The 20446-nt window shown below is 74.0% G+C and carries 14 protein-coding genes; 9 read left to right on the forward strand and 5 right to left on the reverse strand.

The annotated features are described in order from the left end of the window. Positions 1-29: 29 nt before the first annotated feature. Positions 30-1754 carry a hypothetical protein gene (locus tag WMF26_RS27655; protein WP_437995108.1) on the forward strand — a complete coding sequence of 575 codons (1725 nt, stop codon included), beginning with the start codon at positions 30-32 and terminating at the stop codon, positions 1752-1754. 5 nt (positions 1755-1759) lie between these two features. On the opposite strand, the gene WMF26_RS27660 is transcribed toward WMF26_RS27655, so the two are convergent. From WMF26_RS27660 to WMF26_RS27675, 4 genes are all read right to left on the reverse strand, one after another. Further along, the gene (locus WMF26_RS27660; protein ID WP_437995109.1) at positions 1760-3193 is read right to left on the reverse strand and encodes a sigma 54-interacting transcriptional regulator; all 1434 of its coding nucleotides are present in this window, start codon (positions 3191-3193) and stop codon (positions 1760-1762) included. 171 nt (positions 3194-3364) lie between these two features. Beyond that, a complete protein-coding gene (locus WMF26_RS27665; protein ID WP_437995110.1) occupies positions 3365-4486 on the reverse strand; it encodes a hypothetical protein in 1122 nt (373 codons plus the stop codon). Between the two features lie 53 nt (positions 4487-4539). Next, complete coding sequence (locus WMF26_RS27670) at positions 4540-5646, reverse strand: serine/threonine-protein kinase (RefSeq protein WP_437995111.1); 1107 nt, start codon at positions 5644-5646, stop codon at positions 4540-4542. Between the two features lie 153 nt (positions 5647-5799). Further along, positions 5800-8436: a protein kinase domain-containing protein gene (locus WMF26_RS27675; protein ID WP_437995112.1), complete on the reverse strand. Its 2637-nt coding sequence runs from the start codon at positions 8434-8436 to the stop codon at positions 5800-5802. A 171-nt stretch (positions 8437-8607) separates the two neighbouring features. Here WMF26_RS27675 and WMF26_RS27680 point away from each other — a divergent pair, with 171 nt between their 5' ends. Beyond that, a complete protein-coding gene (locus WMF26_RS27680; protein ID WP_437995113.1) occupies positions 8608-10236 on the forward strand; it encodes a serine/threonine-protein kinase in 1629 nt (542 codons plus the stop codon). A gap of 333 nt (positions 10237-10569) precedes the next feature. After that, positions 10570-11055, forward strand: a complete 486-nt coding sequence (locus tag WMF26_RS27685) for a hypothetical protein (protein ID WP_437949151.1) — start codon at positions 10570-10572, stop codon at positions 11053-11055. 258 nt (positions 11056-11313) lie between these two features. On the opposite strand, the gene WMF26_RS27690 is transcribed toward WMF26_RS27685, so the two are convergent. After that, complete coding sequence (locus WMF26_RS27690; RefSeq protein ID WP_437995114.1) at positions 11314-12471, reverse strand: hypothetical protein; 1158 nt, start codon at positions 12469-12471, stop codon at positions 11314-11316. 270 nt (positions 12472-12741) lie between these two features. Between WMF26_RS27690 and WMF26_RS27695 the strand changes: the two genes are divergently transcribed. The 6 genes from WMF26_RS27695 (at position 12742) to WMF26_RS27720 (ending at position 20217) form a co-directional block, all read left to right on the forward strand. Continuing rightward, on the forward strand, positions 12742-13224 hold the full coding sequence (locus WMF26_RS27695) for a peroxiredoxin (protein WP_437331428.1): 483 nt from the start codon (positions 12742-12744) through the stop codon (positions 13222-13224). Positions 13225-13340: 116 nt separating this feature from the next. Next, the gene (locus tag WMF26_RS27700) at positions 13341-15356 is read left to right on the forward strand and encodes a DUF4139 domain-containing protein (protein ID WP_437995115.1); all 2016 of its coding nucleotides are present in this window, start codon (positions 13341-13343) and stop codon (positions 15354-15356) included. 383 nt (positions 15357-15739) lie between these two features. Next, on the forward strand, positions 15740-16309 hold the full coding sequence (locus WMF26_RS27705) for a hypothetical protein (RefSeq protein ID WP_437995116.1): 570 nt from the start codon (positions 15740-15742) through the stop codon (positions 16307-16309). Position 16310: 1 nt separating this feature from the next. After that, entirely contained in the window at positions 16311-17513 is a 1203-nt protein-coding gene (locus WMF26_RS27710) for a matrixin family metalloprotease (RefSeq protein ID WP_437995117.1), read from the forward strand. 630 nt (positions 17514-18143) lie between these two features. Continuing rightward, complete coding sequence (locus WMF26_RS27715; RefSeq protein WP_437995118.1) at positions 18144-19034, forward strand: SUMF1/EgtB/PvdO family nonheme iron enzyme; 891 nt, start codon at positions 18144-18146, stop codon at positions 19032-19034. 322 nt (positions 19035-19356) lie between these two features. Next, positions 19357-20217: a mechanosensitive ion channel family protein gene (locus tag WMF26_RS27720; protein WP_437995119.1), complete on the forward strand. Its 861-nt coding sequence runs from the start codon at positions 19357-19359 to the stop codon at positions 20215-20217. The last annotated feature ends 229 nt before the right edge of the window (positions 20218-20446 follow it).

Genomic DNA, 20446 nt, shown 5'->3' on the forward strand with positions numbered 1-20446 from the left:
TGCCCGAGCGCAGAAAGGAACCTGACCGCGTGAAGATCTACCGGACTCCTGGGTTGTTCGTGTTCTGTCTCGGGCTCTCGATCGCCGGCGCCGGCGCGGGCTGCGTCGTCGGCGACGGCGCAGCCTCCTTCGACGCGCCGCCGGTCTCGGTGCGGGCGGCCGGCACCGGGTCGTCCAACACCGGGCCGGCCACCACCGGGCCGGCCACCACCGGGCCGGCCGGCGGCCTGGTGGCGACGTGGGTGGACGCGGTGCAGGGCGTGTACGGCAACGGCCTCTCCGCCGCGGCGCTCACCCGCAACGCGCTGATCACGAACATCCGGGCCAACCCGGTCATGGTGAGCGTCCCGCTCGCGACCGAGAGCTACGCCGACGAGGGCGGCGAGCCCGAGCTCCGCTTCCAGCTGCGCCACGAGCCCACGCGCGAGGTGATGCGCTATCTCGTCTCCTGCGCCCTGGAGGAGGGACAGAGCGTCTCGTACACCGACACGTCGACCGGCGAGGAATACACGTTTCCCGGCGAGATCGGGATATGCCCCCAGTGGGCCGAGGGCGGGATCGGGGCGAAGTGCCGGCAGCTCCTCACGGCGTGCATGCTGTCGCGGGTGAACGCCCTGGGCCGCCATGTGACCCTCTCGATGCGAGGCCAGGCGTTTCAGGAGGATCGGCCGGAGCTCCTCACGCCGGCGCCGTCCGTGCGCGTGGTGACCGTCACGGAGGATGGCGACCCCATCCCGAGCTTCGCGCGGTGCACGACAGAGACCTCCGGCGCGTCGCGCGATTGCGGCTGGACGCCCGGGCACATCGGGACCTGCACCCCGGGCTCGTACGTGTACATCGGCGTCGGCGGCGAGCCCCTGGGCGACTGCGAGGCCGACCCGTCGAGCGCCGCGGGGCTGCCCCAGGGCGACACGGTGGTCCGCGTCTGCAGCGGCATCCGCGGCTGCGACAGCGGCTCACCCGATCATATCGAGCCGAGCGAGGTGCGCTGCAGCGGCCGCGGCGAGCCGGCGCTCCATTTCCGCTGCCCTGTCAGCGGCCATTTCAGCGTCATGAACGGCCCGCGGACGAGCGGCGGCGGCGGCGCCCCGGGGCTGGGGAAGGTCCTGGGCCCGGCGCTCCAGAAGCACAAGCGCTTCAGCGTCACGAGCCACGTGCAGCCGATGCCACCGCCGCCGCCCGGCGCCATCTCCATCATCGAGGCGTCGTTCAAGCCCGCGGAGTACCCCGCGCCGGAGGCGCGCGTCTTCCGCTGGCGCGAGGGCGCGTTCTACGGGAGCTTCTGGGGGAACAAACCGCTCCATCACCGGCTCGAGGAAGGCATGAACGAGGTGACGGAAGACGGCGAGTTCCATGGCGCTCCTGGCTCCGGGGAGTCCATCTTTCGACACGCCTTCGCCTGCACGGGCGAATACTGGACCGAGCAAGCTGCCTACGTGGAGGCCCGCCTCTGCGCCGGCGCCGGGGAGGACAAGGACTGCGTCGCGACCTCGGTCGGCGCCTGCGGCGATGCGCATTCCTTCACCGACTGTCCGCCGCTCGACCAGTGCTCCGTCGCCGACGGGGGGCGCGTGGAGGGCGACGGCGATTTCCAGCAGTGCAAGGGCGTCCTCGGGGCCATCTGGCGCCATCCGATCACGGTCTATCTCAACCACCCGTCGGACGTCATCCGCGCATCCCCGTTTGCGCGGATGGTCTCCGGCGCGCTGTACGTCGACGCGCCGCTCTGTCCTGGCCCGGAGGACGCCCCGTAAAGCGCTCAGCCGTCCCGGTAGTCCGCGGGCTCGATGCCGTAGCGCGCGATCCAGCGGTGGATCTGCGTCCGCCCCTTGCCCATCGCCCTCGCCACCGCGCTGATGTTGCCCCGGTGCTCGCGGAGGAGGCGGATCAGCGCCTCGCGCCGCGCCCCGTCCTCCGGGGCGGGCCGCGGCCGCTCGCTCGGCGGGGCCTCGGGCCTCGAGACCTCGGGCGGGAGGCTGCTGCGCGAGACGACGACGGGCGGCGGCAGGTGACCGAGCTCCACCCTGCCGCTGCCCGCGAGCACGATCGCGGTCGCCAGGCACTTCTCCAGCTCCCGGACGTTGAGCCGCCACTCGCGCAGGAGGAGCACGCGCGCCGCCTCGCAGCTCAGGGAGATCTCCCCGGCCCGGTCCGGGGCGGCGCGGCGGAGCAGGGCGGCGATCAGCAGGCCGAGGTCCTCCCGGCGCTTTCGCAGGGGCGGCAGCTCGAGCACGAAGCCCGACAGGCGCGCGAAGAGATCGCCGCGGAAATCGCCGCGCTCCACCATCGCCGGGAGGTCGCGGTGCGTGGCCACGACCACGCGCAGGTCGACCTTCACCGGGCGCGTCGCGCCGACGGCGACGACCTCCGACTCCTGGAGCACGCGCAGGAACGCGGTCTGCGACGCCGCGGGCAGGTCGCCGATCTCGTCGAGGAAGAGCGTGCCCCTGTCCGCGGCGCGGATGAGGCCCGGCCGGTCCTCGGCCGCGCCCGAGAAGGCGCCCTTCTTGTGGCCGAACAGCTCGGACTCGATGAGGCTCGCGGGCAGCGCGCCGCAGTTGATGGCGACGAACGGGCCGGGCCGGCCCGAGAGCGCGTGGATGGCGCGCGAGACGACCTCCTTGCCGGTGCCGCTCTCGCCCTGCAGGACGACCGGGATGTTCGCCGGCGCGACGGCCCGGAGCGCGGCGAAGCGCTCGGCCAGCGCGGGCGCGAAGGTCGCGAGCCCGAACGGCTGATCCGGCGCCGACGCCGCCTCGCAGAGCGCCTCGCCAGGCGCGGCGACCTCGCGGAACAGAAAGAACGTATGCCCGAGCTCGATCAGGTCCCCTTCGGAGAGGAGCGCGCTCCGCTGCGGCACGCCGTTCACGAAGGTGCCGTTCGTCGAGCCGAGATCCTCCAGGCGCAGCCGGCCGCCCTCGCGCGTGATCCGCGCGTGCCGCGACGACACCCAGCCGTCCTCGAGGCGCACGTCGAGCAGCGCCCGCTCCCCCTCGGTCCGCCGGTCGATCGAGCGCACCGGGCCCCGCCCGAACCGCACCTCGTCGACCCCGTCGAGCGGGAGCCGCGCGGGCGCGTCCAGCGGCCGCTGGCACTGCAAGACGAGGAACAGGAACGGCCGCGGCTCGGCGCCCGAGCCGGCGCGCCGCTGGGTGCGGACCAGCGTGGTCGGCTCGTCGCGCGCCGCGCTCATGCGGCCTGCCCCGGGGAGGGCGCGGCCGGAGGAGGCGCCGGGAGTTCGACGTGAGCCTGCATGCTGCAGGCCCACGATCTACCACGCCCCGGCCGGCGGCGGCCGACGACGTGATCGCCGCCGCCGCGCGCCGTCATGCCGGCCTCGCAGCGACACGGCGGCTCGGCGCGATCATCGGTAGGGCCCGTGCGGGCCGGGCGCCGCGAGCGCGGCGACGATGGCGATGGCGCGCTCGATCCGGTCGCGCCCCGTCTCGAGCTCGCCGAACACCACCGCGACGGCGGCCTCGTCGCCCAGGATCGCCGCCGGGCGCAGCGCGACGATCTCGCGCTGCAGCTCGTCGCCGAGGCGCCGCGCCAGCCGGTCCGGCGCCTCGGCCTGCACCTCGTAAGCGATGGAAAAGGGCTCGTCGCCGCGCGGGCGTGGCGCCCCCTTCGCCGCGGCGCGCCTGGCCCGGCGCCTCGCGGCGAACAGCTCCGAGGGGGACGCGGCGCGGGCGGCGCGCACCTGGGTGCCGAACGGGCCCTTCTTCCCGTCCCGCCCGAACTCGACGGTCACGCGCCGGCCGCGGTGCTCGAGCTCGATGGTCACCTCGCCCTCGGACGAGATGGAGCCGGCGCCGGGCGAGAGGCGCCCGCCGAGCTCGTGCGCCAGCGCTCGCAGCTCCTTCGTCAGCGCCCGCCCGCGGCCGGCGAGGAGCGCGGCGGCGCGGATGGCGCTCGCGAGCTTCTCGGCGTCGTCCTCCAGCCCGGCGCGGACGGCGGTGAGCCGGTGCGACTCGAGCGTGACCTGGTAGTCCGTGGCCGCGCGGAGCGCCGCGCGCAGCTCCGGGGTGAGCCACCAGCGCGCGAGCGTCGCGCTGCTCGCCTTCACGACGAAGGCGCCGTCCTCTGCCCGATCGCCCACGTCCACGCGCCTCGCCCGGAAGGCCCCGCCGCTTGCGCCGCCGAGCCGCTGCTCGTTGACGCGGAGCCTGAGGCCCGACGGGTTCCGCGCGGTGCTCGTGATGCGCGTGCGGTACCGCACGGCGAGCACGTCGTCGTGATCGACGTCGTGGTCGACGAGCAGCGCGACGTTCTCGAGCACGACGGAGATCTGCATCCGCGGGTCGCCCGACTGGCTCGGGCCCGACCTGAACTGCCCCCCGACGAGGGCCGCGGCGCGCTGCCAGATGGGCCGGGCGAGCCGCCAGCGGACCTCGGCTGCCCGCCTCGCCTCCCCTCGCGCCCCCGCGAAGCACCTCGCGAGCCCCGCGATTCCCGAGATGATCATCAGGAAGAAGACGGGCTCCATCCCCGGACATCCTATCCTCCCGGGCGGGCGCGCGCCCCCTGCGTGCGCGTCGCTCAGCCGCGCGAGCGCCCCCGCGGCATCAGGAGGCCGCTGGGGTCCCCCTCGCCGACCACCCCCGCCTCGTGCATCGAGCGCAGCGTGGCGACGATCTCCGGCGGGACGACCGGCCCGCCCGGCCCGTAGTACGGCGGCAGCGGCCGCAGCGGCTCCGGGAGGATCTCGGCGACCTGCGCGCCGATCGCCGCGCGCGACGCCGCGTGCCCCTCGCGCTCGGCCGCCTCGCGCAGCGCCCGCGCGAAATCCGCCGCGGTCGGCCAGCGCGCGTCGCGATCGCGCTCGACCGCCCGCGCCACGGCGGCCGTGACCGCCGGCCCCACGCCCTCGCGCTCGCTCGAGAGCGGCGGCACCTCGCGCTCCAGCACGGCGTGCAGGATCGACAGCATGCTGCTGCCGATGAACAGCCGCCTGCCCGCCAGCACCTCCCACGCCACGACCCCGAGGGAGAACACGTCCGAGCGCCGATCCAGCGGCCGCGCGTGCGCCTGCTCGGGCGAGAGGTAGCTCAGCTTCCCCTTCACCGTCCCGGTCTTCGTCCGCGTCGTGCGGCGCAGGGCGTACGCGAGCCCGAGATCGCAGATGGACGCCCGCCCGTCCACGCCGACGAGGACGTTCGACGGCGAGATGTCCCGGTGGATCACCTGGAGCAGCTCCCCCGAGCTGTCGCGCGCCTCGTGCGCCGCGTGCAGCCCTTCGGCCGCCTGCGCGATGAGCTCGAGCGCGTCGCCGATCTCGATCATCTCCGGCGGCCGCGTGAGGTGCTTCAGGGTCACCCCCACCACGAGCTCCATCACGATGTAGGGCGCGCCCCCCTCGTCGAGACCGCAATCGAGGATCGGCACGAAATTCGGGCTCGCGATGCGCGACGCGATGCCCGCCTCGTCGAAGAGCATCGCCGCGTACCCCGATTCGGACCGCAGATCGGCGCGGATTCGCTTCACCGCGACGAGCGGCTCGCGCGGGGCAGCCGCGCCGCCCGGTCCCTCGCCGCCCGGGCCCGCCGCGCGGGCGCGACGGGCGATGAAGACCTCGGCCATGCCGCCCACGGCCAGCTGCAGCAGCAGCTCGTAGGGACCGACAGTGCCCAGACCAGACGACTCCATGCTCGATACTCTGGACGGCCAGGTATCACGTCAATGGAAATCCATCAACCCGGCCATTTTACGTTACGCGCCGCCGTCGCGTGATGCCTTGTCGCGCGTTGCGCGTTTTTCTCTGCTTCTCTGCGTCTCTGGTTCCCTGCTTCCCTGCCGCCCTCACGCCGGGCCGCGGGCGAGCGCCTCGCCGGCTTCGCGCTCGGGCTCGCCGCCCAGCTCGACGTGCTCGGCAAGGACCCGCTCGTCGGTCTCGCCCACCGAGCGCAGCCACCGCGCGGCCGCGCGGTGGCCGGCGGCGCGATCGCCGTCGGTGAGCATCCCGTAGGCGGCGTCGCGCACGAGGGCGTGGCGGAACGTGAGCTCCTCGTGCCCCGGGTAGCGCGACACGCCCCGCCGGGCGACGAGCTCCTCCGAGAGCAGGCCCTTCAACCAGCGATCGAGCGCCTCGGCCGACGTGCCGGCGCCGAGCAGCTGCCGCACCCCGTCGGGCCAGAAGCTCCCGCCGAACAGGCTCGCCGCGCGCAGCGTGCGCCTCGCCTCGGCCGGCAGCGCCTCGATCCGCGTGTGCATCAGCGCCACCACCGTGGGCGGCAGGTCGCTCCGGCCCTCGGCCCGCGCGCGCATCAGCTCCTCGAGGAAGAACGGGTGGCCGTCCGCGTGCTCGACCAGCCGCGCCACCTCGGACGGCGCGAGCTCGTCGCCGAACACGCTGCGGACGAGCCGCTCGGCCGCGCGCGGGCTCAGCGCGCCGAGCTTGATGTGCTGCACGCCGCGCGCCGCCCACAGCCCGGGGAACGTCTCCATCACGCTGTGGCGCGCGAAGCCGAGCACGAGCAGCGGGCGATCCGCGAGCGAGAGGAGCGCCTCGTCCAGCACCGACACCGAGGCGTGATCGCTCCAGTGCATGTCCTCGAGCACCGCCACCACCGGCCCCTCGGCGCACCGCGCGGCGAGCCAGTCGAGCACGGCGCGGCGCGCCTGCTCGCCCAGGAAGACCGCGTCCCCCCGCGCGCCGTCGAGCTCGGGATCCGGATCGTCGAACGGCGTGCCCGCGATCTCGCCGAGGAAGAACGCGATGCGCCGCGCCTCCGCGGCCGGCACGGCGCGCGCCACGTGCTCGCGGATCTTGCCGCGCCGCGCGTCGATCGCCTCGCCGGGGAGGCACCCCGCGGCGGCGAGGACGATCTCGCCCAGCATGCCGAACGGCGCCCCCGCGCAGATCGGGTCGCCGCGGGCCACGTAGACCGAGGCGCGCGCGTCGGCCTCGCGCACCGCGCGGACGAGCTCGCAGCGCAGGCGCGTCTTGCCGATGCCCGCCTCGCCGAGCACCAGCGCGGCGCGCGCCACGGGCTCGTCGGCGCTCTGCTCGTACAGGCCGCGCAGCATCGCGAGCTCGCGGTCGCGCCCGACGAACGCGGTGACGCGCCCGAGGAGCGTGCGCTCCGGCTCCGTGCCGTCGCGCTCGCCCTTCAGCAGGAACGAGGGGCCATCGCCGATCACCTCGAAGCGCGGGGCCGCGAGCCCCGCCGTGACCTCGTCGATGCGCACGTCGGCCCCGGCCTCGCGCAGCCGGGCGACCGCGCGATCGATCACGTCGCCCGCGGGCAGGCGCTCGCCCACCTGCGCCCGGCCGGTGGCGAGCGCGACCGGGCGCCCGGGCAGGCGCGCCTTCATCGCGAGGGCGCACTGCGCGGCGCGCGCCGCGAGGTCGAAGGCGACCATCGTGCCCGAGCCGCCGCGGCCGGTGAACGCCTCGTCGGTCTGCGAGGACAGGAGCACCATCCGCGTGCCGCCCGCGAGCCGCACCCGATCGCCGCCGAACGCCTCGGCGACGTCCGCGACGACGCGCTCGACGCCTCGATCGCTCGCCGGCTCGGGGTCCGCGGCGCCCAGGTCGACGAGGACGACGCTGATGAGCCGCCGCTCGTCGCCCGTGACCGACGCCGGCGCGCCGTCCCCGCCCTCGCCGGGCGCGTGCGCGAGGAGGGCGCGCGTCTCCGCGAGCGCGGCCGCGGCCGCGCGGCCGTCCGCGGGGCGGGCGGACGGGTCCTTCGCCAGGAGGCGCGCGACGAGCTCGTCGATGGCCGGCGGCACGTCGGGGCGCCGATCGGCGAGGCGCGGCGCCTCCTCGAGGAGGATGCGGCACATCTCGGCGAGCGGGTCGTCGGCCGCGAAGGGGCGCTGCCCGGCGAGGCTCTCGAAGAGCAGCACCCCGAGCGCGAAGACGTCGGCGCGCGCGTCGACCTCGGCGTCGCCGCGCGCCTGCTCGGGCGCGACGTAGCCGAGCGAGCCGACGAGCGAGCTGGCCTCCGTGACGAGGGTGGTCGACGCCGCCGCCCGCGCGACGCCGAAGTCGAGCAGGACCACGCCGTCGACCCTGCCGTCGCGGAGGAGCACGTTGCTCGGCTTGAGGTCGCGGTGGGTGATCCCGAGCGCGTGCACGGCGGCGAGCGCGTCGGCGATCTGGTGGGCGACGAGCAGCGCGTCGGCGACGGGGAGCGGCCCCTCGCCGAGGCGCGCGTCGAGCGTTATGCCGTCGAGCCACTCCATCGCGAGCCACAGGGCGCCGTCGTCGCTCGTGCCGTGGGCGATGTGCTGGACGATGAGCGGGTGCTGCACGGCCTCGAGCAGGCGCGCCTCGCGCCGGAAGCGGGCCGCGAGCTCCGGGGGCGCGACCTTGAGCGCCACGGCCCGGCCGGTGAGCTGGTCGGTCGCCCGGTAGACCGTGCCCATCCCGCCGGCGCCGGCAAGGCGGTGCACCTCGAACCGGCCTGCGACCAGCGTGCCCTCGCGCATATGGCGAGAGCTTATCCGAGAGCACCTGCCACGTCCGCGGCCTACGCGCTCGGTGGTGACGGTTCGGGGTGTTTGTTGTACGCTGTGCGCGTAGACGCCCGGAGGACCGCGCTTCGCGCACAGGACGCCTTCTCGGGTCGGCGGCTCGGCGGATTGGAGAGGCACCCCCCGATGAACCCCGGACAGCAGGTGACGAGCACGCTCAGGCTGGCGCGGGAGCTCGGCAAGGGGGCGATGGGGAGCGTGTGGGTGGCCGATCACCTCGCGCTCGGGACGCAGGTGGCGGTGAAGTTCATGTCGCCGGCCTACGCGGACCAGAGCGGCTTCGTCGAGCGCTTCCGGCGGGAGGCGATGGCGGCCGCGCAGATCAAGAGCCCGCACGTCGCGCAGGTCTTCGATCACGGGGTCACGCCGGACGGCGTGCCGTACATCGTGATGGAGCTGCTCGAGGGGGAGGACCTGAAGAGCCGCATGCAGCGGCTGGGCGCGCTGCCGCCGGTCGAGGTCGCGGCGATCGTGGCGCAGACGGCGAAGGCGCTCGGGCGGGCGCACCAGCTCGGGATCGTCCACCGCGACGTCAAGCCGGACAACATCTTCCTGCTCGACGTCGAGGGCGAGCTGTTCGTGAAGGTGGTCGATTTCGGGGTGGCGAAGCGGGTCCAGGGCGCGCCGCACGGCGATCTCGGCATGACGTCGACCGGGAGCATGCTCGGCACGCCGCTCTACATGAGCCCCGAGCAGCTGCTCAGCGCGAAGCACGTCGATTTCCGCGCGGATCTCTGGGGTCTTGCGGTGGTCGCCTACCACGCGCTCACCGGGCAGGTGCCGTTCCGGGGCGAGACGCTGGGCGCGCTGTCGGTCGTGCTCCACACCGGGATCTTCACGCCGCCGAGCGCGATCCGGCCGGAGCTCTCGCCGGCGATCGACGCCTGGATGAAGCGGGCGCTGGCGCTCGATCCGGCGGCGCGCTTCGCGTCGGCGCGGCAGATGGCGGAGGCGCTGGAGCACGCGGTCCTCGGCCTCGCGCGCACGCCGTTCACGAGCGAGCCGTCGTCCAGCGGGGACCGGGCGAGCCACGGGGGCGCGCCCGGGAGCGGGTCGCAGCCGGTGCTGTTCGGGGCGCCGGCGCCGGTGCCGCCTCCGCCGGGCGCGCGGCTCTCGACGACCGGCACGCCGTCGTCGGCGCCGGGCGCGCGGCTGTCGAGCACGGGCACGCCGGGGCGGACGCTCGCCGGCATGGCGACCTCGGGGATGGACGGGCCCCGCAAATGGGCGCCGGCCATCCTGGCGGGGGCGCTCGCCGCGGGGGCGGCCCTGTCGGTGGTCGTGTTCCTGGTGGCGAGGCCGTCGTCCAGCGTGGAGGAGCCTTCGCCCTCGGCCGACCCGGCGCCCCGGCAGGCGGCGTCGGGCGCAGCGCAGCCGGCTGGGCCCGCTGCGCAGGGGGGCGCCGTGGCGCCGGGGCAGATCGCGCCGGCGGACCCCGCGGCGGAGGCCGCGGTCGAGCCCGCGAAGGCGGACACGGCCGAGGCCGCGGCGGGCGCTCAGGCGGCCCAGCCGGCCGCGGCGGGCGCTCAGCCGGCCGTGGCGGGCGCTCAGGCGGCCCAGCCGGGCGCGGCGGGCGCCGAGTCGTCCCAGCCGGGCGCGGCAGGACCCCGGACCGGCGCGAGCGCGGCCGGGAAGCCGGGCGCGACCGCAGCGCCGCGCGGCGCCGCGGACGGCCGCGGCCGGGCCGCGACCACGGGCCGCCCGGCGGCGACGAAGCCGCCGCCCGCGCCGCTCGAGGACACGATCGGCTTCTGAGGCGACCTCCGCGCTACCGCGCTCCAGCCGCCCCAGGCGTTCCACGATCGCCGGCGCGTGCGGCCGGACCGGCCGGACGAGGCCTGCTGTCACGGCCATCTCGCGCCGTTCGCTTTCAAAGCTGGAATACCGCGCAACGCAGGCGAAAGTTGCCATCAGAAGGCGAGGCACGGCGGGCCCAGTGCGACATCCCGCCTCGCTCGGCCAGGGTCCAGGGGCGGCAAATATCGAAGCAATCGCACGGCTGCGTGAGAATTCCGAATTGGCATGGTCCGTGCGGTATCCGTCGCGGGGGCCCGGAGCGGGGACGCGCTCACGCGAAGGAGGTCTCTCATGGCGAAGCTCGTAATTGGCCTGGTGCAGACGCGCGACGAGGCGGAAGCCGCGGCGGAACGCATCATCGACTGCGGCTACACGCGACAGGACGTCAGCCTGCTGATGACCGACGCCACGCGCCACAGGTGCTTCAGGGTTCCGGACGGAACCCCGCCGGCGCACACGTTCGGCGCCGCCATCGCGATGAGCGCCGTGGTTCCCGACCTCGGATTCGTGGTGGCGGGCCCGCTCGCCGCCGTGGTGGCGACCGCGGTCGGCGCCGGGATCACCGGCGGACTGCGCGAGATCCTCATCTCCGCAGGCGTCCCGAAGCAGTGGGCGGAACGCTACGAAAAGGGCGTCAAGCAGGGCGGGATCCTCGTGAGCGTATTCGCCCACGGCGAACGCGACGTGGGCGTGCTCCACATGGTCCTTGACGACCCCAGCATGTACCCGGTCCGCCCCGCCATCACCGGGCGCCAGGCGTACGACACCTATCTCTGATCGGCGCGAGCACACGCGCCGAGGCGTCCCGCGCCGCAGGCGCGGGGCGCGGCGATCCTCACCATCGTTTCAATAGAAATTCGCGTGGCAAAGCGCCCCACGCCCGGGGCAGCGGGCTCAGACGCACGACCTATCCATTGAATGGAGACGCGCGTCGCGAAGCGCCTCAGCGGGAGGTGGTGAGTCGGCGACGACATCGTTCTCCCACCGTCCTGTTCGACCGTTCAACGCCGGCCGCCCGGCCGCCCGCGCGTCGGCTCAGCCCCCGAGGGACCTGAGGCGCGCGCGCAGCATCAGCGCCCCGATGAGGTCTTCCTCCGCGTCGCTCCGGCGCGACCAGCCCAGCGCGAGGTAGCGCAGGAGCTCGCCGAACGTCGGCCCGGCGGGCGCCGCGCTCGTGCCGCCGCGGACGACCCAGAGCGCCTCGCCGTCGGCACCGAGCGCGAGGATCGCCCGCTGGGCCGCGCCGCCGCCGAGCGCCGAGCCCGAGAGCCGCGCGATCGGGTAGAGCTGCCGCGCCGCCGCCGCGTCCCAGCCGGCCTCGCGCTCGTGGCCGCGGAGCTCGTCCTCGCGCAGGAAGCGCAGCGTGCCCTCGACGGCGCCGATCGCGAGCTCCCGGTAGAGATCCTCCGGATCCGCCGGATCGGCCCAGTCGTAGGCGCGCGCGAACGCAGCGTACGTCGCCGGCGGGGCGACGCCGCGGACGGGCGGCGGGGGCTCCGCCTTCGCGCCGCGGCCGTCCTCGCGCCGGAGCACCCGGTTGAGCCGCTTCACCTCCGCGGCGATCGACCCCGGCCCCGGCTCGACGAGGTGCACGGCGACCCGGCGCTCGGGCGCGAAGAGGCCGCCCATGAGCGCGCCGAGCACCGGCGCCCCCAGCTCGGCCGCGAGGAACGTGGAGCCGCGGTGCGGCCGGATCGCGCGCTCCGTCGCGTCGCGCTCCTCCTGCGCGGTCGCGGTCCCCGGCAGGTCGACCTCGACGGCGACGAGGTCGCTGCGGTCGGGCGTCTCCACGCCGGCCTCGAGGCCGTCCTCCCCTTCCCGCACGAAGTGGCGGACGAACCCGCTCGCCTCGAAGCGCCAGCCGTCGTCGTGGACGACCTCCTCCGAGAACACGAGCGCGAAGATCGTCGCGCCCGCGTGGCCGAGCCCTTCGGCCGCGTCGAGCACGGCGACGGGCGGGGAGAGCTCGTCCTCGAAGAGCTCGGCGAGGTGGTCGAGCTCGTCGCCGCCGCCCGCGGGCTCGCCGCTCGAGTAGAACGCGGCGGCGTAGCCGGGCACGCCCGGGAGCGGCGCGACGAACAGGCGCGGCGAAGCGACGGCCCAGCCGCCGAGCGCCACGGCAAAGCCCTGGGACAGCGCGCGGTCCGGGATCTCGGCGGGTCGAAAGATGAGCGCAGCGAACGTGGTGGCCATGGGGCGCCCAGGGTAGCCCATCGGCCGCCCGCGGCCGGTGTCCGGCGCGCGCCGCGCGCCTTCGGGGCCGCCGCCCGCTCGAGCTCTCCGGGGCGCGGGCGGGCGCGGGCACGGCCCCCGGGGAGACGCCGAGTCCCCCCGACCGAGCGCCTGCCGGGAGATCACGAAGAAGCTCCGGAGCGAGGAGCCGCCGCCGCGCGCGCCGCCGGCGGGTCTCCGCGCGGCCTCGCGGCCTTGGACGCGGCGCGGCGCATCGGGTAGAGGACCGCCATGCTCGGCTCCGCCACCCTGTCCGTCGGTGAGATCGCCCCTGACTTCACCCTGCAGTCGCAGAAGCGAGAGGCGGTGAAGCTCTCGGATTTCCGGGGCAAGAAGGCCGTCGTCCTCTTTTTCTACCCCAAGGACGACACCCCGATATGCACCGCGGAGTCGTGCGCTTTCCGCGATCGTTACGACGCGTTCGCGGAGGCCGGCGCCGAGGTCATCGGGGTGAGCGCCGACTCGGAGGGATCCCACGAGCAGTTCGCGCAGAAGCACCGCCTGCCCATGACGCTGCTCAGCGACCCCGGCGGGCAGATCGCGGCGCGCTACGGCGTCAAGCCGCTCTTGGGGCTCCTCCCGGGCCGCGTGACGTTCGTCATCGATCGCGAGGGGGTCGTTCGACATGTCTTTTCTTCCCAGCTCCGCGCGGCGCGGCACGTCGAGGAGGCGCTCGCCGTCGTGAAGCGGATCGAGGCCTCCGGCCGCGGTTGATGGGCGCCGGGGGCGGCGCGCGAACTCCCCCCTTCGTCCGTCGTTGACGCCCTGGAGAGGGGCGTTATGGACCTCCACGGCGGGGCCATCGCACGCCTCGGCCGGGGGAGGCGACGATGGATCATCACTCGTGGACGACAGCGACGCTGGCGGCCGACGCGACCGGTGTCGCTCGGCCGGGGACCGCGGCGGGCGCGCTCTCGCTGCGCCGGGTCGTGCTCTCGACCGGCGGCGTCGGCTATTTCGAGTTCGAGGCGCGCGTGCGCGGCGACGCCGAGCTCCGGCTCGAGGTGCGGCTCGATCAGGTCGACGATGTCCTGAAGAGCATCGTCGTCTATGACGATCGCGGCGTGACCGGGAACATCACGCTTCCCGGGAGGGAGCCGCTGCGCGACCTGTTCCGCGAGCTCCCGTTCGACGAGGGAGCGCTGGAGTCCGAGGCCGCCCTGCTGAACGCCCTGCGCGGCGCCGAGGTGCGGACCCGCGGGCCCGAGGGGATCGTCGCCGGGCGGATCGTCGCGGTCACGGCGGCGCAGGTGGCGCTGCCGGGCGGCGGCTCGGAGAACCGGCACTGGCTCGCGCTGATGTCACGCGGCGCGCTGAGGCAGGTCGTCCTGGAGGAGCTCGAGAGCGTGGAGCTCGCCGAGGAGCGGCTGCGGCAGCAGGTCAACGCGGCGCTGCTCGGGCTCTCGAGCCGGCGCCAGCGCAACCGCCGCGAGCTCGTCGTGCGCACGGCCGGAGAGGGCGAGCGGGTCGTCCGGGTGGCCTACGTCATCGAGGTGCCGCTCTGGAAGACCTCGTATCGGCTCACCGTGCCAGAGGACGCGCAGGCCAAGACCGGCGCGCTCTCCGGGTGGGCCATCGTGGAGAACCAGAGCGGCGCCGACTGGGAGAACGTGGATTTCACCCTGGTGTCGGGCAACCCGGTGACGTTCCGCCAGGCGCTCTACGAGATCTACTATGTGTCCCGCCCGGAGGTGCCCGTCGACGTCGCCGAGCGCGTGTTGCCGCGCCTCGACGATGGCGCCGCGGCGCTCGCGGCCAGGGCGGCGCGGCACGCGGGCTATCAAGGCCTCGCGGGCCCCGCCGGGGCCCCCGCGCCCGCCGAGAAGGGCGTGGTCGAGGAGAAGGCCCAGGATCGCGCGCCGGAGCGCAAGGAGGCGGCGACGCAGGTCGTGTTCCACTTCCCGGCGCCCCTCACGATCGCGAGCGGGCAGACGGCGCTCCTCCCGATCGTCGATCGCGAGATCCCGGCGGAGCGCGTGGGGCTCTACCAGCGGGAGGCGAGCGCGCATCGGCCGCTCGCCTCGGTGCGGCTGCGGAACGACGGCGACACGAGCCTGCCGCCCGGCGCGATGACGGTCTACGAGCGCTCCGCCGGGGGGGTCGTCACCTACGTGGGCGACGCCCGGCTCGCGGCGCTGCCGCCGGGCGAGTCGCGGCTCGTGAGCTTCGCCGTGGACCTGAAGGTGCGCATCGACCGCGAGGAGCGGGCCGAGGAGGCGATCTCCCGCGCGAGGATCCAGGGCGGCGTGCTGGAGCTCGTCCGGACCGCCCGCAAGGTGACGGTCTACACGATCGTGGGCGCCGCGCGCGAGCCGCGCGTCGTGCTCATCGAGCACCCGCGCCTCGCCGGCTGGGAGCTCGCCGAGCCCAAGGAGGGCGTCGAGACGACGCGCGACCGTTACCGCATCCGGCGGGAGGTGGCCGCGGGCGAGACGGCGCGGCTCACGGTCGCGCTGGAGCACCCCGTCTCGCACACGATCGCGCTCACGAGCCTCACCAGCGAGCAGATCGAGGTGTACCTGTCCTCGCGCGAGATCCCCGAGGCGCTGCGCGCCGTGTTCGCGCGGATCGCGGAGCTCAGGGCGGCGGTCGAAGCCCAGCGGCGCGCGCTCTCGGCGCTGGAGGCCGAGCTCGCGGCGCTGCGCGGCGAGCAGGAGCGCGTGCGCGAGAACCTCAAGGTCGTGCCCGCGGGGAGCGCGCTCCAGGAGCGCTACCTGAGGGCGCTGAACGAGCAGGAAGACCGGATCGCCGCGGTATCGGCGAAGCTCCCGGGCGCGCGGGAGGCGGTGGCCAGCGCGGAGCGGGCGCTCGCCGACTACGTGCGCGGCCTGTCGCTCGCGCCCTAGGGCTGCCCGGCCGCGGGCCCGACGAAGCGCGGCCCGCGCTGCTCCCGGGCGCGATGACGATCTCCCTCCCGTCGCGCAGCGACATGACGAGCTCGCCCTCGAGGACGAGCTGCTCGTCACAGGCACCGCACAAATTTCGGCCCACCCCCAACGAGCGGTGAGCAACTGCACGATGACGGGCACGATGACGGGCGCGATGACGGGCGATGACGGGCGCGATGACGGGCGCAAACGACGGCATGACGCCATCCAATCGCGCGATGTTCCGTCTCCACGACAGATGTACTGCACAGCAGCACGGAGAGCACGAGCTCCGTCCTGATTCCCGTATAGCCGCCGCGCGCGCTTCAGGATAGAACAGAGGGTCTTAAGGAGTCATCGACATGAAGAGAAGCGTGAATGCAATGCTCTCCCTGTCCGCTGCCGCCGCTCTGCTCTGCCTCGGCGCGCCCGCCGACGCAACGACGGCCGTCCTGCTCTCGCGCGAGGAGCTCGTGCGCAAGTCGGCGACCGTCGCGCGCGTGACCGTCGGCAAGTCCTACACGACGGAGTCCGACGACGGGAGATCGATCGTGACCCGCACCGAGCTCAAGGTCATTCAGCCGCTCAAGGGCGGCGCGAACAACGGCGGTCCGAAGGTGATCGTGCTGGAGCAGATCGGCGGCACCTACAAAGGCAAGACGCAGCGCGTGCTCGGCGACGCCAGCCTCTCGCAGGGCGAGGACGCGGTGGTCTTCCTGCGCCCCGGCGACAAGGGGCGATGGCACTTCACGGCGCTCGCGATGTCCGTCTATCACGTGGACATGAAGGGCCTGGCGCGGCGCAGCCTCGAGGGGCTGCACCTCGTCCGGCGGAACGGCGGCGCGCTGGTGCCCACGCAGGCGCCCGCCGAGGAGGTCGAGCCCGTCGAGAGCCTCATGACGGACGTGGTCCGCCTCGCGGGAGTGAAGTGAGGTGAGGCGCCGCGTCGCCCTCGCCGCCGCCCTCGGCGCCCTCTCGTCCCTCGCCGCCGCTGGCGAGGCCGCCGCGTGGTCGCCGCTCGACCCCAGCACCCCCCGCTGGGGCCAGCTGCCCGTCGGCTACTACATCAACCAGTCGACGATCCCGGGCCCGATCGCCGGCATCGCGGTCTCCCGGATCCAGGCCGGGTTCGAGGCGTGGTCGAGCGTGGGGTGTACGGAGTGGGGGGTCACCCTCCTCGGCGACACCAACGATCGTTACGACCACAGAGACGGCAAGAGCGTGTTCCACTGGATCAGCGACTCCTGGCCGGCATCGCTCGGCGACGTCAACTCGGTCATCGGCGTCACGACGCCGGCCTGGGGTTTCGGCAACGCCATCGTGGACGCCGACATGGTCTTCAACAACGTCGGGTTCTGCTGGAACGACACCGGCAACGGCGGATGTGTCGACACGCAGTCGATCGCCACGCACGAGGAGGGACACTTCCTGGGCCTCGGCCACTCCGACGCGCGGGGCGCGACGATGACCGCGTACTACGTCGCTGGCGCGTCGATCCGCTCCCTCGAGGACGACGACATCGAGGGCGTGTGCGCCCTGTACCCCATCGGCGGGACCACGGCCGCGAGCGGCGGCGGCAACGAGTGCAACAGCTGCTCCAACGACTCGCTCGCGGGCGCGTGCAGGGCGCGGTACGACGCCTGCGGCGCGTCGATCGCGTGCCGGCAGTTCGCCGGCTGTTACTCCGAGTGCGCGGACGACGCGTGCGCGCAGCGCTGCGTGGACGACCATGCGGAGGGCGCCGGCATCTACGTCCGTATCATCGAGTGCATCTGCGGCGAGTGCTCGGCGGAGTGCTCCACCGACTGCGCCGGCGTCGACGGGGGCGGCGGCGGTGGCGGCGGCGAAGGCGGCGGCGACGGCGGCGCGAGCGCGAGCAGCACGTCGACCTCCTCGGCCGGCGGCGCATCGACCACGAGCGCGACGGCGAGCTCGTCGGTCGCCTCGAGCAGCGCCTCGGGCAGCGGCGTGGGCGGCGGAGGCTCGTCGCCCGACGACACACCGACGGGCGATGACGAGGAGTCCGGCGGCGACTCCGGGTGCTCGTGCTCGACGAACGGCCGCTCGGCCGATCTCGGGGGGGTCATGCTCCTCGGCGTGCTCGGCGCGCTGGCCTCGCGACGGCGCCGGCGCTGAGCGCTCGCCCGCGGGCATTCCGGGGGACCGCCGGCCGCCGCCCCGGCGCGGGCACCGGCCGCCCGGCGGGCCCCGGCCCGGCGCGCGGCGAGCGTCGATGATCGTCCCGACGCGGCGCCGCCGCTCGCGCCGCCCGAGGACCGCAGACCGACCGTGGACGCGGCGACACGGCCGCGGCCACCCAACCCCGCAAAACTGACGTAGGGCGCGCACGTCGCGCGCAAGACGGTGTGCCGCGATGGCCGCGCGCTGGCCGGCCATCCCGGCCGTCCGGGCGGCCATCCGGGCGGCCATCCGGGCCGTCCTGGCGGCCACACCGCGGGTCGACGACGGGCCGCGCAGCCGCGTGGCCCGCGATACGCCGGGCACGGCAGTAGGCCGGGATTTTGCAATCTCTCCACCCGGCTCCCGAGGCTCGCGGGACGAACAAGGCGAGCTCGGTACAAGTCTTGGCCCACGCATGTGCGCCGATGTAGGCAAACGTGGGAAGAGGTCATTGTGCGAACCCAGGGCATCACGGTACTACTGACACTGCTTGGCGTTGCGGCCTCTGGCTGCAGCAGTCACCCGGACACCGAGGGAAGGGACGCTCGAAACGGCGAGATTCGCGAGCTTTCCGGGGCCGGGGGGATGTCCGAACCCCCGCAGCCCGAGCTTCCGCCGTCCGAACCCCCGCAGTCCGAACCCCCGCTGGTCGCGTCCCCGGAGATGGAGAGCGACGGGCCGCTCGACGGGCCCACGACGGACGAGATCCCGGCGATCGAGGCGCCGGTCACCCTGCCCGGAAGGACCGAGGGCTGCCCCGGCGGTATGGTGCGGGTGGAAGGCGAGTATTGCCCCGCGGTGGTGCAAGAATGCCTCGAATACCACCCCGAGTGGACGAAGCGCCACGGCGAGCCGGGCGTGGCCGCCCGGTGCCTGCGTTTCCGCGAGCCGTCGCGGTGCGTCGCGAAGAAGAACGAGAGCCTCTCGTTCTGCATGGACCGGTACGAGTACCCGAACGTCCCGGGCGAGCTGCCGCGCACCCTGACCTCGTGGGAGCAGGCCGCCGATCTCTGCGAGGCGCAGGGCAAGCGGCTGTGCACCGAGGCCGAGTTCAACTTCGCCTGCGAGGGCCCCGAGGCGCTGCCTTACGTCTACGGCTACGAGCGGAACGCCGAGACGTGCAATCAGGACCGGGAATACCGCTTTCCGGACCACTCGCAGCGGCTGCTCCACCACGAGGCCTGCATGCAGAACGAGCGATGCGCCGCCGAGCTCTCGCGGCTGGACGGCCGCGAGCCGGCCGGCTCGCGCGCGGAGTGCGCCTCGTGGGCAGGCGTCTTCGATCTGAACGGCAACGTCAACGAGTGGGTGGTGCGCACCGACCAGAAGGCCCCCTACCGCAGCGGCCTCAAGGGCGGGTGGTGGGGTCCGATCCGGAGCCAGTGCCGCCCGATGACGACCTTTCACAAGGAAGACGACTACGGCTACGAGGTCGGCTTCCGCTGCTGCGCCGACGTGGAGTCGCAGGCGACGTAGGGCCCAGCGGGTCCGTGGCGCCGATCTCGGCATCCTGACCGCAGACGCGAGCGACCGTGCGCGGGCCCGGCAGGACGTGCGGGCGCCGGCGCGCGAGGAGGGCGCGCCGGCGCCTCGAGGCGCGGGCGCTCGCCGGCCCTGCGGCCCGCTGAGGTGTGCAGGCCGCAGGGCTGATGCTCGAAGATCTCTGCCGCCCCTCTCGCGGACCGGCCTCGTGGCGTGATAGAGCTGCCCGCCGGGGGAAGCTCTATCACGGCGAGGCGCGCACGCGCCTTGCACAGGGCGCCCCGCGAGCGGCGCGCACGTCGCCAGGAGGCTTGAGATGGACGAGAGAGTTCAGCGATACATGGACATGGGGGTCGCGCTCGGGGTGAGCGTCGGCACGAAGATCGTGGGCGCGATCCTGGTCTGGGTCATCGGCCGGATGATCATCCGGGCGGTCCTCTCGGTCATGCAGCGCAGCTCCGCGCTGAAGAAGCTCGACGTCACGCTGGCGCATTATCTGGAGTCGGCGGTGTCCGTGCTGCTGAACATCCTGCTCGTCATCGCGGTGCTCAGCGTCTTCGGCGTCGAGACGACCACCTTCGCCAGCCTGCTCGCCGCGGTCGGCATCGCCATCGGCATGGCGTGGTCCGGGCTCCTCTCGAACCTCGCGGCGGGCATCTTCATGATCCTCCTGCGCCCCTTCAAGACCGGCGACGTCGTGACGGCCGGGGGCGTGACGGGCGCAGTCCACTCGATCGGGCTCTTCGCGACCGCCCTGGATACGGGGGACAACGTCCGCACCATCGTGGGCAACGCCAAGATCTTCAGCGACACGATCCAGAACTTCAGCGCGAACCCGTTCCGCCGCGTCGATTGCACGGCGCAGCTCGCGCACGGCGCCGATCACGAGGCGGCGATCGCCCGGCTCAAGGCGCGCCTCGTGCTCATCCCCAACGTGGTCCAGGAGCCCGCGCCGGTCGTCGAGATCCTGGAGTTCAACCTCGCCGGGCCCGTGCTGGCCGTCCGGCCCTTCTGCAACAGCAGCTCTTACGGTGACGTCTTCTTCGCCACCAACAAGGCCATCCGCGAGGAGCTCGGCAAGCTGGCGCTGCCTGTCCCGAGCCAGCACGTGCAGATCAACCAGCTCGCGGCCGCGCCTCCCCGCGGCGCGGGCGCCGAGGCGCACCCGACGGCCTGACGCGCCGCCGACCGGTCGCGCGCGGCGGCCCGCGCGCGACGGGCCTTGAGCCCAAGGGGCAGATCGAGGAGCTCGACGCGGCGGGGATCAAGCTGATGAACCGGACGCAGCTCATCCTTCATCAGCGGAGCAAGATGCCGTCCTGACACGGAGTCGCTGTGCGAGCCTCGAAGGGCCCTCGCTCTTCCCGTCGATGTTGCTCGCGCTCGCCTCGGTGAGTAAGAGGCGA

The sequence above is a fragment of the Sorangium sp. So ce185 genome, from assembly GCF_051526825.1.
Classification (GTDB): Bacteria; Myxococcota_A; Polyangia; order Polyangiales; family Polyangiaceae; genus Sorangium; species Sorangium cellulosum_D.